Consider the following 13354-nt stretch of genomic DNA (forward strand, 5'->3'; position numbering starts at 1 on the left):
CTCATTATTTCGCTCTTCCCTAAGCCCTCATCCTGAGGGGATTGCGTCAGCAATCCGTCTCGAAGGACGAGGGCGCCTCCAGTGCTCTCTGGAGCCTCCTTCGAGACGGTCGCTGCGCGACCTCCTCAGGATGAGGTCGAGATTGATGGATCAGACTTTGAGGCCGAGGCCTCGGATGAGACAGGATCATGCACCACCCGGCTGTCGGCCGGCGCCTGTTCGCGCTCGTTGAGGCCGTAATCGCGGATCACACCGGCAACCCGCAGACGGTAATCGCGGAAGACGCCGGCACGGCCGGCGCCTTGTGTGCTGCGATGCGACGGCAGGTTCCGCCACGCCCGCACCGCCTCCTCGTCGCGCCAGAAGGACAGCGACAAAAGCTTGCCCGGCTCGGTCAGGCTCTGGAAGCGCTCGACGGAGATGAAGCCGTCCATCTCCATCAGATCGGAGCGCAGCGCCGCCGCGAGACCGAGATAATCCCGCTTCCCGTCCTCCCCGTCAGGCCAGACTTCGAAGATCACCGCGATCATGGTTTGACAAGCTCCGTATGAGGGCCGGAGGCCAGCCGCAGGAAGATCCGGTCCTCCCGGCGGATGAACTGTTCCCTTTTAGCAAACTCATAATTGGCCCGCCCCATCGGATCGTTGCGCAGGCGCTCGCGATAGGCCTCGTAATCGCTTAGGCTGCCGATGTTGTAGACGCCATAGGCCGTCGTGGCGGAGCCTTCGTGCGGCGCGTAATAGCCGATGAGGTCCGCGCCGCAGCGGGGAATGGCCTGGCCCCAGTTGCGGGCATATTCCTCGAAGGCGGATACCTTGAACGGATCGATCTCGTAGCGAATGAAGCAGGTGATCATCTTGAACCTTGCTGTTGGCTGGAACACGCCCCCTTCTAGCTGATTGTATGACGTCGATGGTTCGGCTATGATCGAAGTATGAAAGAAGGACCCGTCATCGCCTCCGTGGCTGCGCTCCTCGGCGATCCGGCCCGAGCCAACATCCTCACCGCCCTCATGGACGGGCGGGCTTTGACCGTGAGCGAGTTGGCCGAAGCGGCTGGCGTCACGCTCCAGACGGCCAGCGGCCACCTCGCCAAGCTCGATGCCGCGAACCTGCTGACGGCGGAGAAGCAGGGCCGGCACCGTTATTTCCGGCTTTCGGGCCCGGACGTGGCGCAGGTTCTGGAGGCCCTGATGGGTTTGGCGCAGCGCACGGGCGCCACCCGCGTCAGAACGGGTCCGAAGGATGCGGCGCTCCGGTCCGCCCGGGTCTGTTACGACCATCTCGCGGGAGAACGCGGCGTCGCGCTGCTGAAGGGAGCACAGCGCCAAGGTCTCATCGAGGGCGGACAGGATCTGGCCCTTACGCCCAAGGGCCGTACCTTCTTCGCCGATTTCGGCATCGATCTCGCGCGGCTCGAAAACGGCCGCCGCCCCGTCTGTCGCGCCTGTCTCGACTGGAGCGAGCGCCACAGTCATCTCGGCGGCGCACTCGGCGCGGCGATCCTCTCCACGATGATCGACCGACAATGGGTCCGGCGCGATGCCGGTCGCGTTCTCACCTTCACCTGCGAGGGCATCGAAGGATTCGATGCAGCCTTCAGCCCATCGTAACGGCCATTACAGCGGCTTCTCGAACCAGTGGTGAGCATAGGGCTCGCTGTTGAAGGGCGTGACTTCCTCATAGCCCTCGCGGCGGTACAAGGCCTGCGCCTCCGTCAGGGAGCGGTTGGTTTCCAGATGCAGTCTGACGAGACCGACGTCGCGCGCCTTTTCCTCGAGCGCCCGCAGCACCCTTCTGGCGATCCCGAGTCCGCGCGCGGACGGCGCGGTCCACATCCGCTTGACCTCGCCGGTGATGCCGTCTGCGACCTTAAGTGCGCCGCACCCGACGGGATGGCCATCGAGCCGGGCGACCATGAAGTATCCCGCCGGGGGCGTCATGTCCTCGACGCTGGCCGGGTTGCTTCTGGCCGGATCGAAGCCAATGTCGAACCGTTCGGCGAGCTCGCGGAAATACTGCTCCAGGCACGCACGCGCGGCCGCGCTGTCGGGCGCCTCGAGGTGCAGCTCCACGGCGCCTGCCCGCAGCAGACGTTCGACCTCGGCCATGGCGTTCACCAGTCGCTCGCGCTGCGCCGAATCGAGAGGCGACAAGAAGGAAGCGGCGAGATCGTCGGACAGTGCATCGTAGGTCGCCCGCTCCGCACACCCCTTCGGCGTCAGAACGGCGCGCCTGATCCGACCATCGCCCTGACCATTGCCGGTCTTCACGAGACCCTGCGTTTCGAGTGAGCGCAGCAAGCGGCTGACATAGCCGGAATCGAGCCCGAGCCGGTCGCGCAGAGCCCGCACGTCGACGCCATCCGGCCCGATCTCGTGCAGGAGCCGCGCCTCGCCCAGGGGACGGCCCCGCTGGAGATAGCTGTCCTCCAGCGCGCCGACATGTTGCGTGACGATGCGGTTGAAGCGGCGAACCTGATCGATCTGGCGCTGATCCATTGTCTGACTTTAGTCAGAGATCTTGTCTGGTGCAACCTGATCGAGGCGCCCTACTCTCCCGACCGCAGGGCCGCGGCCGCACCGATCGTTCCGATCACTGCGGCGATCAGCGACAGGGCGACCAAGACCAGGAAGGGCGTCGCGAAGGGAATCGTCCCGCCAAGGGCGGCATTGGCGGCCGAGACGCCGAAGATCAGCGTCGGGATCATGAAGGGCACGACCAGGATAGCCAGGATCAGCCCGCCGCGCCTCAAGGACGAGGTGAGGGCCGCGCCTACGGCACCGATGAAGGTGAGCGCGGGCGTGCCGACCAGCAAGGTCGCCACCATGGCGAGCATGCCTTCCGGCGACAGTGCCACGAGCAGACCGAGGAAGGGCGCCGCGATGGCGAGCGGCAGGCCCGTGACGAGCCAATAGGCCACCACCTTGGCCAGCACGACGACCTCGAGGGGCGCGTGCGAGAGCCTCAGGAGATCAAGGGATCCATCCTCCTGATCGGCTTGGAACAGCCGGTCGAGGCCGATCAGGGTCGCGAGCAGTGCGGCGATCCAGAGGATGGCCGGCCCGATGCGCGAGAGCAGGTTGAGGTCGGGGCCGAGCGCGAAGGGGATGAGCGTCACGATCATCAGGAAGAAGATGAGCCCCATGACGCCCGAACCGCCGACGCGGGCGGCGAGCTTCAGGTCGCGGATCAGAAGGGCGCGGAAGGAGCGAATCATGGGGCCTCTCCCGCCTCGCTCCACTCGGCCCCCTGCCCCACCGAGGAGACAGGGCTGACGCGTTCGATCCTGATCTCCTTCGCTTCCCTGAGGAACAGCGGCGAATGGGTCGTGGCCGCGATCATGCCGCCGGTCTCGCGGTGATGCTCGAGGAGAAGACGCAAGGTTTCCTGGGACGCGGCATCGAGTGCCGAGGTTGGCTCGTCGAGAAGCCAGAGCGGGCGTTCGGCCACCAGGAGACGGGCGAGCGCGACGCGGCGGCGCTGCCCGGCCGAGAGGTAGGCCACCGGCAGCCGGGCCGCATGGACGAGGCCGACGGCTTCGAGCGCGTCTCTCGGCTTCATCGCCGGATGCCCGAGGAAGTCGCGGGCGAAGGTCAGGTTCTCCTCCGCCGTAAGCGCTGCCTTCAGGGCGTCGCGGTGCCCCACGTAATGCAGACATTCGGGCAGGGTGCGCTCACCCGCCCCCTCCCAGAGGATCTTTCCGGCCGCGGGAGTGAGACGTCCGGCGAGCAGCTCCAGCAGGGTGGATTTGCCGGCGCCGTTGCGGCCGGTGATCACCAGGGCCCCGCCGGGCTCGAGGGTGAACGAAACCCCCTCGAAGATACGGCGCTCTCCCCGCTCGCAGGCCAAATTGTTAACGCTCAGACGCAAACCCTGTCCCAAACCCGGACCCCTGCCCTGATTGCACCCCAGAATGGTTCTAAACCGTGTAGCGGGATGGTTCGAAATGATCTATAGCACCCTCGGCTGCGCCGCGCGCCAAGGCGTCCAATCCGTCTCGCGCGCTTCTCCCCTGTCCGGGCGCCCCCGGAGCGGCGCGCGCTTATCGCGCTTTCGGCCGAACACATGTTCGTAACCCAAATGCACGCGAGGATTCGCCGTGACGCTCAACAACAGCTTCAATGCCCGCCAGACCCTCAAGGTCGGTGACAAGACCTATACCTATTACTCCCTCGTCGAGGCCGAGAAGAACGGCCTGACCGGCGCCTCGAAGCTGCCCTTCTCCATGAAGGTGCTGCTCGAGAATCTGCTCCGCTACGAGGACGGCCGCACGGTCACCAAGACCGATATCGAGGCCGTGGCCGCATGGCTCAACAACAAGGGCAAGGACGAGAAGGAAATCGCCTATCGTCCCGCCCGCGTTCTGATGCAGGACTTCACCGGCGTTCCCGCCGTGGTGGATCTCGCCGCCATGCGCGACGCCATGAAGAACCTCGGCGGCGACCCGCGCAAGATCAACCCGCTCGTCCCCGTCGACCTCGTGATCGACCATTCGGTCATCGTCGACGAGTTCGGCACCCCGAAGGCCTTCGACCGCAACGTCGAGCTGGAATACCAGCGCAACGGCGAGCGCTACCGCTTCCTCAAGTGGGGCCAGACCGCATTCGAGAACTTCTCAGTCGTTCCCCCAGGCACCGGCATCTGCCACCAAGTGAACCTGGAATTCCTCTCCCAGACCGTCTGGACCCGCAAGGACACGGCGACCGGTGAAGAGACCGCCTATCCGGACACCCTGGTCGGCACCGATTCGCACACCACCATGGTCAATGGCCTCGCCGTTCTCGGCTGGGGCGTCGGCGGCATCGAGGCTGAGGCTGCCATGCTCGGCCAGCCCGTCTCTATGCTCATTCCGGAAGTCATCGGCTTCAAGCTCACCGGCAAGCTCAAGGAAGGCGTGACCGCCACCGACCTGGTGCTCACCGTCACCCAGATGCTGCGCAAGAAGGGCGTGGTCGGCAAGTTCGTGGAGTTCTACGGCCCCGGCCTCAACGACATGTCGGTGGCGGACCGCTCCACCATCGGCAACATGGCCCCGGAATACGGCGCAACCTGCGGCTTCTTCCCGATCGATGCCAAGACCATCGATTACCTCAAGACCACCAGCCGCACCGACGAGCGCGTGGCCCTCGTCGAGGCCTATGCCAAGGCTCAAGGCATGTGGCGCACGGCCGAGACGCCGGATCCGGTCTTCACTGACACCCTCGAGCTCGACCTCGGCGACGTGGTGCCCTCGCTCGCAGGTCCCAAGCGCCCGCAGGACCGCGTGACCCTCGACAACTCCAGGACCGAGTTCCTCGGCGCCATGGAGAAGGAGTTCCGCAAGGCCGGCGAAATCGGCAAGCGCGTGAAGGTGGAAGACGCCAATTACGATCTCGGCCACGGCGACGTGGTGATCGCGGCGATCACCTCCTGCACCAACACCTCGAACCCGAGCGTGATGATCGGCGCAGGCCTTCTCGCCCGCAACGCCGTCGCCAAGGGCTTGACCTCCAAGCCATGGGTGAAGACCTCGCTCGCGCCCGGGTCGCAGATCGTCGAGGAATACTTCAAGAAGGCCGGCCTCCAGGGCGACCTCGATGCGCTCGGCTTCAACCTCGTCGGCTTCGGCTGCACCACCTGCATCGGCAACTCGGGCCCGCTGCCGGAGAACATCTCAAAGGCGATCAACGACAACGATCTCGTGGCCGTGTCGGTGCTCTCGGGCAACCGCAACTTCGAAGGCCGCGTGAACCCGGATGTGCGCGCGAACTACCTCGCCTCCCCTCCGCTGGTGGTGGCCTATGCGCTCGCCGGCTCCATGCTGGTGGACCTGACCAAGGATCCCCTCGGCACGGGCTCGGACGGAAAGCCCGTCTACCTGAAGGACATCTGGCCCTCCTCGGCCGAGGTGCAGGAGTTCATCGACCGCACGATCACGAGCGAGCTGTTCAAGACCCGCTACGCCGACGTGTTCTCGGGCGATGCCAACTGGAAGAAGGTCACGTTCGAGCCGGGCCTCACCTACGAGTGGGACATGGGTTCCACCTATGTACAGAACCCGCCCTACTTCGAAAGCATGACCAAGGAGCCGAAGCCGGTCACGGACATCCTGAACGCGCGCATCCTGGGCCTGTTCCAGGACTCGATCACCACGGACCACATCTCGCCTGCCGGTAATATCCGCGCCGCTTCGCCGGCCGGTGAATACCTGCAGTCGCATCAGGTGCGCGTCGCCGACTTCAACCAGTACGGCACCCGTCGCGGCAACCATGAAGTCATGATGCGCGGCACCTTCGCCAATATCCGCATCAAGAACCAGATGGTGAAGGACGAGAGCGGCCACGTGGTCGAGGGCGGCTACACCATCCACCAGCCTTCCGGCGAGCGGATGTTCATCTACGACGCGGCCATGCGCTACAAGGCCGAGGGCGTTCCGCTGGTGGTTCTCGCTGGCAAGGAATACGGCACCGGCTCGTCGCGCGACTGGGCGGCGAAGGGCACGAACCTGCTCGGCGTGCGCGCCGTCATCGCCGAGAGCTTCGAGCGCATCCACCGCTCGAACCTCGTCGGCATGGGTGTCGCTCCCTTCGTGTTCGAGCAGGGCACGTCCTGGGAGACTCTCGGTCTGAAGGGCGACGAGACCATCACCATCAAGGGTCTTGCCGGCGATCTGAAGCCGCGCCAGCGCATGGAGATGGAAGTCACTTCCGCCGACGGTTCGGTGCGCAAGGTGCCAGTGCATTGCCGCATCGATACGCTGGAGGAGGTCGAGTACTTCCGCAACGGCGGCATCCTGCACTACGTCCTGCGTCAGCTCGCGGCGTAAGGCTTACGGCAAAGCGCCCGCTCTTCGGCAGAGGAACGGGCGGAGATTTGGAAAAAGGCGGCTTCTTCGGCCGCCTTTTTTCTTCGAGATCAGATCACGAAGAAGTCGCCATCGCTCATGGCCTTGACGGCAGCCTTCGTGACCGTGGCGATGTGGATCTTCGCCTGCGAGCCGGTGCCGTCGGCATCGTAATAGATCTTGCCGGTCCTCTTGCTGACGATGATGCGATCGGATGCATCATGGGCGGCTTCGCCCTTGAAGAACGCGCCATCCGACAGCTTGATGGGCGTCGTGATCGAGCCTTTCCTGCCCAATCCCTTATAGATCGCGTTGTCGAGCCAGAAGGCATCGTCCTTGGCGCTGAAATCGCCGATCGTATCGATATTGGCGTTCTTCTTCTTGGCGACCGCACTGTCGAACACGAAGGTATCCTTGCCGGTTCCGCCGGTCAGAATGTCCGCGCCCAATCCGCCCGACAATCGGTCGTTTCCTGCGCCGCCCGAAAGTGCGTCATCGCCGGCGCCACCTGCCAGGAAATCGTTCTTCAGGCCGCCGACGAAATGATCGTCGCCCGATGTCCCGAGGACGGATTCAGGTTCCACGTTTCGAATATTGATCGTGAGGCTCTTGTCGAAGCTCAAGCCGCCCTTGTCCGTAACCCTTACCTTGACATTGTGGGAGCCTGCCTGCTCGAAATCGAGCTTGGTGCCGTCGGCCACCACGAGCTGATCGCCGCGAAGAGCAAAACGGCCACCGGCATCATCCAGCAGCCGATATGTGAAGGTATCGCCCGGATTGGCATCCGTTGCCCGCAACGAGCCCACCACCGTTCCCGCCGCGGCCATCTCATCGGTGAGGTTCTGAGACAGATCGAGCTGCGACGGCGCTAGATTCTCACTGAGATGAACCATCGAACTGGTCGCCTTGCCGGCGGTGTCCCAGAGAAGAAGTGAGATCTCTCTCTGGCCCAGCGACGGGCCGGCGGGCCGGTCATAGGTGTACGTAATGGCGCGAACGAGCTCCTGTACATGAGCGACCGCCACAGGGCTGCTGAAATTGATTCTGAGAGAACTTGCGGAAGAGGTGACGATTGCCCCGATCGACTCCTGCCCGAGAAAGATTTCACTCCCCTCGTTCATTCCGTCAGAGAGCGAAATCGGTCCCGATGTATCGACCCCGAGCCGATCCGCGACTCCTTGCCCGCTCGAGCCCCCGCCCTGGACGCTGATTTCAAGCGCTGCGAGGGCTTCGTAATCGTCCGAGACAGCTGCATTCCGGCCTACATCCACGAAGACCTTCATCCCGGCAGTGATGAGGATCCTGTCGCCGTCGAGGCCTTCCACCCGAGGCGCTTCGTTGGTGTAGGTGCCGGATGTATCGGTAATTGTCTTAATGTTGTGCTCGAACAGAAGCTTGCGCTCGGCTCTCGTAAAGGTGCCTCCCGCAAGCGTCAGGCTGGCGGAGCCGTAATAGTCGGCTTGGACGAGAGCCGCGACCTCCTTGCTGTCGACCGTGATCGAAACGGCTCGGTCGGCCAGCTCGATCCTCTCGATGCCGGTGATGGTTTTTCCGGTCAGGTCGAACGACGATCCGACAAGCGTCAGCCCATCGTCACTGCCCGCTCCGCCGTCGATGCTCGTCACCCCATTCAGGCGCTGGGCGTTCGTGCGCAGCACCTCGCCGGACGTGTCGCTCAACCGGATGATCTCGACACCGCTGAATGCGGCAAGCTTGGTGAGGTCGAAAACGGCACCGGGAACCGAACCGCTCAATGCCTTGAGAGTGTCGGTTCCATTACCGCCATGGATCACATCGCCATCGCTCAAGGTGGTTGTCGTCGCGGCAAAAACATCATCCCCGGCCGTGCCGTCCATTTGATCGACACCGGAGGTCAGCACCTTCACGCCTTCGGGAGCGATCGCAATGGAAATGGACGGCATGGAGGTCCGGCCGCCCTTGTCGCTGAGATAAATATAGAGGTTGCGTTGAAGCGTCAGAGATGGATCGGTCGACGCGTTGCTGTATTCTAAGGCGTGGAGCAGTTCTTCCACCCTTGCATGGGTCGCGTTCCCGTTGAAAGCGATATCGAAGCCGTATTCGTTATGAGGAGCGATGCTGCCGATCTCGACGCGGTCGTCTTCCGGTCCGACAAAGATCCGGCTGCCGACATTCATGCCATCCGACAGAAAAACCCGCGCGGTCTGCGCGATGTACACCGCCTCTCCATTCGCCAGTATACCATGAGCAACGTATAAGCTGGCGATGGCCGCGTCGTCGCCATCGGTCACGACCGCGTCGGCGCCGACGTCAAGCCGGACAGGCTGGCCGATCTGACCGGCGGTGAGGATGATCTCTTCATCGAGATTCGACAGAACCGGAGGAGCTGCATAATAGGTGAGACCGCTCGCATCCGTGACCGTGTCTACGCCCTTGTCGAACAAGGCCTTCCGCTCCGCCTCATCGAAGGTCCCGCCCTCGAAGATCAGGTGATCGGATTCGCTCCAGTAGCCCGTCAGCTGGAACGCCAGATCCCGGTCATTGAGCGTGACCTCGATGCCCCCGAGTTCCGCCAGCTCGATTTCGGCGAAACCGGTAATCGTCTTGCCGCGGAGATCGATATCCCACCCATAGAGGGAAAGAGTGTCATTGCCGCCACCGCCCTCGATGGCGGAGATACTCTCCAACGGGTGAGTGTACCAATAATCGTCCCAAATCAGGATCCGATCGTCGGCGGCGGAGCGTTTGACGATCTCGATCGACGAGAAGGTACCAGGAATATTGAGATCGAAGGTCCCCCCTCCATTCAGCTGGAGGGTATCCGTGCCCTCGCCGCCATCCAATGTGAGCCTGAAATCGAGCTCGCTGGCCGTGATGACGATGGTGTCGTTACCCGGGCTCGTGAGGGCGGAGTGGGTTGTGCCAGCTTTGGAGGTCATGCCAACGGCCTATTTATTGTAATTATATTACATAAACTGAACTTGCTCCTGTTGTCGAGGGCGATTCATCTGTGCAGCATCCGGCTGGACGTCGTGCGGCCGCGAGAAGACACATGGGATGTGCGGGTCGCACGTGACAAAGGAGCGGTTCCCGGGAACCGCTCCTTTGTCGTTCAGATGAAGAAGAAGTCCTTGTAGGTGAGGGTTGTGCCCTCGCCTTTCTGAAGCTTCACGGTGCCGATCTCGAGCATGGCCTTCGCACCGGAACCGTCCACGTCCCAGTACAGCTTGTACTCGGTCGGTTTCACCTTCTTGGCGATGATGAAGTCGTCCTTGTCGAGCGCCTTGTCGCCGACGCGCAGGAAGCTGCTCTTCAGCTTGAAAGGTGTGTCGAGGCTGGCCCCTTTCCCCTTGAGGTACTTGGCGATGGTCTTGTTCGTGAACGCCGCATCGTCGAGGTAGATCGAGTCGTATTTCGGCCCGAAATCGTAGATCACGTCCTTGTTCTTGTTCGCCACGCTCTTGCTGGTGAGCGCTGTGTCGAACACGAATGCGTCCTTGTTCGCCGCGCCCTTGCCGCCGTAGAGCGCGTCCAGTCCCTCGCCGCCCCCGATCGTGTCGTTGCCGGCCTCGCCCTTGAGCGTGTCCTTGCCCGCTCCGCCGAACAGGCGGTCGTCGCCGGCATTGCCTGACAGCGAGTCGTTCAGCGCGCCGCCACGGAACACATCGTTGGCAACCGAGCCGGCCGTGACCTCGGGGTTCACGTCCCGGACGCCGAAGGTGAGCTCCTCTACATAGGTGGCGCCGCTGGCATCCTTCACCTGCACCTTGAACCTGTGCGAGGCTTCCTGCTCGGCATCGAGCAGGAAGCCGTTGTCGACCACGATCTGGTTGCCGTTGACGAGCTTGACCCGGCCGCCGGCATTGTCGAGCAGGGTGTATTCCAGTCCAGCCCCGCCGACGCCGTCGTCCACGGCGCTTAGCGTGCCGACCAACGTCTCCCGCGCGGCATATTCCGCGGCAGAGCCAGCAAAGACAATGTCCGTCGGTGCGTGGTTCGGGTTGCCGGCCGGGACATCCGTCACTTTGACCGTGACCGTCCGGGTTGCCATATCCTCGGTGCTGCCGTCGGAGACTTGAACCTTCAGCTGATACTCAGTGTCGAGGTCGACCGGCAGCCGGCTCGCATTCGAGATCCGGATCACGCCGGCGGCGTCGATCGAGAACAACCCATTGTGCGTGTCCTCCAGCGAGTAGGTGAGCGCGCGTCCGTCCAGGGCCGCGTCCGGATCGGAGGCACTGACCCGCGCGACCACGCCGACGCCCGCATCTTCCCGGACCAGGATGACGCCGTTGGCTCCCGCCGTGCCGTGTTCGGATTCCTTGACCTGGGTGATCGTCGGGCCGACGTTGTTCTTCACCGTGATGCTGACATAGCCGGTGACCGAGTTGGGGCCGTCGGACGCGACGATCCGATAGGTGTCGGTATAGTCGCCTGGGACCGAGGCATTGCGAACCTTGAGCTGGTTGCCGTCGATCTCGAACCGCCCGTCCGCGCTGATCCTGACGTTATCCTCCAAATGATCCACGAAGCTGTAGAGGACGGTCGTATTCTCCTGAGCGTTGTCCACCAGCGCGAATTCGTGGATCACGCCGCTCTTGCTCTCGTGAACCGTGAAGGTGCCCGACGGAACGGGCGGGGGCAGGTTCGAGGCGTCGTAGCCCACCACCGAAATCACGTTCGCGAAGTTCGTCGTGTTGGTTCCGTCGCTGACGGTGAACGAGAATTCGGTCTGCCCGATTCCGGTTACATTGAACCCGATCGTGTCGATGAAGGCATTGAGGTTCGTTGCCGATCCTTGGAGCGTATATCGGGCGGCGTCGGTCCCGATGACCGAGACATTCACGCCGCTCCCGGACGCATCAAAGGTGAGAGACCCGTGCCCAGTGGCAAACGAGATCGTCACCGTAAGCGGGTCGTCGTCACCATCACCAACCTCAACCGCCTTCAACGCCTCGGCGACCGTGCTTCCGACCACCCCGATCTTGGATTCCTGCCCCGCCGTGACCGTCAGCGTCGGCGCGTGATCGTCGTTCACGATCACGCCGGTCACGCTGCCGTTCGTGGTGCTGATCGTGCCGTACGTTGCGCTGACCAGCGTGACCGTGAAGGTCTCGTTGGCTTCGACGAGCTTGTCACCGCGCACCCGGACCGTAAAGGTCGTACTCGTCTCGTCGGCTGCGAAATCGAAGGTTCCGCTAAGGGACGTGAAGTCACTCGCGTCGATGTCGGTTCCCGCAATCGACCAGCTTACGGTCGCCGGACCGCCTGTTCCATTTCGGGTCGCGATGAAAGTGTATTCCACAAAATCCGAATTATTTCTCTCGACTACGGAGGCAGTTTCGGTCGAGATCGAGATGACCGGAGCCTTGATGTCGACCGTGTAATTCTCCTTATAGCGAATGTCCGTGTGCCTGGTCCCGTTCGTCATCACATACGTGACAACCTGAAGGAGCCGCGGGCCGGCTCCTTCGCTGCCGAAGCTGCCGTTCGTGCTGATCTGGCCGGTATCCTCATTGATGGTGAAGCCCCCATCGTCCGTCATCACCAGTCCGTCGACCAGGAACCCATACTTGTTCACCTGGAATGCGGCCTTGGTGTCGGGGTCGTTATCCCATTGGGCCTTGACGACGTTCGCATTCGTCTGCCCCACCCTGATCGTTTGAAGGTCCGAGAAGATCAAATCTCTCGCAGCCTCATCCGCATCGTCAATCTTGACCGTCAAGGCTTGCGTTGCGCTCTCGGCTCCCGATCCGTCCTTCACCTTGACGTAGACCGTGTAGAACGCCTCTCCCTGAGCGTTTTTCGGCACGCTCTCGTAGTCAAGAGTACCGAAGAGTTCGAGATAGCTCAGGTTGCCGGACTTCAAGATTCTGAACCGCCCACCGGCATCGCTGTCGGTGACGCTTCTGTCGAAATCGAATGTCAGGCTGGACAGAGGTGTCGTGTCGTCCGTGGCGAAAAGCTTGAAGGCGCCACCGAGGTTCTCCTGAATGGTCACGGAAACAGCGCCGCCCTCGAAGCTGGGGAGCGAGGGAGGTTGGTTGAACATGTCTTGGATGTTTTCGATGTTCTGAAGCCGCGATTGGTCGTAGCCGCGCACCCGGATGACGACTGTGTCGGTGCCCTCGCCCGCGGCCTCCACCACCACGTCATTCAGATCGTCGATGTAGTAGACGTCGTCGCCGGTCCCGCCCACCATCCGGTCGGCGCCCGCGCCGCCGTCGAGGGTGTCGTTGTTGGCGCCCCCGTAGAGCTGGTCGCTGTTGTCCCCGCCGTAGAGCTTGTCGTTGCCGGCGAAGCCATAGATGATGTCGTTGCCCGCCCGTCCGTCGAAGACGTTGCCGCCGGCGAGGTCGTCTCCATAGAACACATCGCCGAAGCCGGTCCCATAGGCATCGGCGATACGGGAGACCAGATCCTTCTGGCTACCCGGCTTGAATACCTGGCCGAGCACCAGATCGAAGGTGATCCCGGCACCCAATGCTCCATAATCAGCGGCAGCGTAACCAGCGCCACCGTCGAGAGTGTCGTTGCCGGTCGAGCCCAT

Annotated in this window: 9 protein-coding genes; 2 read left to right on the top strand and 7 right to left on the bottom strand. The window is 62.9% G+C overall.

Annotated elements, in window-relative coordinates:
- Window positions 1-125 precede the first annotated feature (125 nt).
- Both DDF70_RS04225 and DDF70_RS04230 read right to left on the bottom strand, forming a co-directional pair.
- Complete coding sequence (locus DDF70_RS04225) at window positions 126-530, bottom strand: antibiotic biosynthesis monooxygenase family protein (RefSeq protein ID WP_114943597.1); 405 nt, start codon at window positions 528-530, stop codon at window positions 126-128.
- Complete coding sequence (locus tag DDF70_RS04230; protein WP_114943598.1) at window positions 527-856, bottom strand: NIPSNAP family protein; 330 nt, start codon at window positions 854-856, stop codon at window positions 527-529. The genes DDF70_RS04225 and DDF70_RS04230 overlap by 4 nt, the downstream gene beginning before the upstream one ends.
- 78 nt (window positions 857-934) lie before the next feature.
- On the opposite strand from DDF70_RS04230, the gene DDF70_RS04235 reads away from it, so the two are divergent.
- Window positions 935-1612, top strand: a complete 678-nt coding sequence (locus DDF70_RS04235; protein WP_114943599.1) for an ArsR/SmtB family transcription factor — start codon at window positions 935-937, stop codon at window positions 1610-1612.
- 6 nt (window positions 1613-1618) lie between these two features.
- Here the strand turns inward: DDF70_RS04235 and DDF70_RS04240 are convergent, their stop codons facing one another.
- The 3 genes from DDF70_RS04240 to ccmA are packed head-to-tail and all read right to left on the bottom strand — an operon-like array spanning window position 1619 to window position 3872.
- Entirely contained in the window at window positions 1619-2500 is an 882-nt protein-coding gene (locus tag DDF70_RS04240) for a bifunctional helix-turn-helix transcriptional regulator/GNAT family N-acetyltransferase (protein WP_114943600.1), read from the bottom strand.
- A gap of 50 nt (window positions 2501-2550) precedes the next feature.
- The gene (gene ccmB / locus DDF70_RS04245; RefSeq protein WP_114943601.1) at window positions 2551-3219 is read right to left on the bottom strand and encodes a heme exporter protein CcmB; all 669 of its coding nucleotides are present in this window, start codon (window positions 3217-3219) and stop codon (window positions 2551-2553) included.
- Window positions 3216-3872, bottom strand: a complete 657-nt coding sequence (gene ccmA, locus DDF70_RS04250; RefSeq protein WP_114943602.1) for a heme ABC exporter ATP-binding protein CcmA — start codon at window positions 3870-3872, stop codon at window positions 3216-3218. Before ccmA ends, ccmB begins: the two co-directional genes overlap by 4 nt.
- A 229-nt stretch (window positions 3873-4101) precedes the next feature.
- On the opposite strand from ccmA, the gene acnA reads away from it, so the two are divergent.
- The gene (gene acnA / locus DDF70_RS04255) at window positions 4102-6807 is read left to right on the top strand and encodes an aconitate hydratase AcnA (protein ID WP_114943603.1); all 2706 of its coding nucleotides are present in this window, start codon (window positions 4102-4104) and stop codon (window positions 6805-6807) included.
- Between the two features lie 89 nt (window positions 6808-6896).
- On the opposite strand, the gene DDF70_RS37820 is transcribed toward acnA, so the two are convergent.
- Both DDF70_RS37820 and DDF70_RS04265 read right to left on the bottom strand, forming a co-directional pair.
- Entirely contained in the window at window positions 6897-9743 is a 2847-nt protein-coding gene (locus tag DDF70_RS37820) for a hypothetical protein (protein WP_114943604.1), read from the bottom strand.
- A gap of 173 nt (window positions 9744-9916) precedes the next feature.
- Complete coding sequence (locus DDF70_RS04265) at window positions 9917-13354, bottom strand: cadherin domain-containing protein (RefSeq protein WP_114943605.1); 3438 nt, start codon at window positions 13352-13354, stop codon at window positions 9917-9919.

Origin of the sequence: Microvirga calopogonii, assembly GCF_003347665.1 — a bacterium.
GTDB lineage: Bacteria > Pseudomonadota > Alphaproteobacteria > Rhizobiales > Beijerinckiaceae > Microvirga > Microvirga calopogonii.

Bases quoted from the DNA above. Each gene is read 5' to 3' on its own strand.
- DDF70_RS04265 (WP_114943605.1), bottom strand. From the start codon at position 13,354: ATGGGCTCGACCGGCAACGACACTCTCGACGGTGGCGCTGGTTACGCT.
- DDF70_RS04230 (WP_114943598.1), bottom strand. From the start codon at position 856: ATGATCACCTGCTTCATTCGCTACGAGATCGATCCGTTCAAGGTATCC.
- DDF70_RS04240 (WP_114943600.1), bottom strand. From the start codon at position 2,500: ATGGATCAGCGCCAGATCGATCAGGTTCGCCGCTTCAACCGCATCGTC.
- DDF70_RS37820 (WP_114943604.1), bottom strand. From the start codon at position 9,743: ATGACCTCCAAAGCTGGCACAACCCACTCCGCCCTCACGAGCCCGGGT.
- ccmB (WP_114943601.1), bottom strand. From the start codon at position 3,219: ATGATTCGCTCCTTCCGCGCCCTTCTGATCCGCGACCTGAAGCTCGCC.
- DDF70_RS04225 (WP_114943597.1), bottom strand. From the start codon at position 530: ATGATCGCGGTGATCTTCGAAGTCTGGCCTGACGGGGAGGACGGGAAG.
- DDF70_RS04235 (WP_114943599.1), top strand. From the start codon at position 935: ATGAAAGAAGGACCCGTCATCGCCTCCGTGGCTGCGCTCCTCGGCGAT.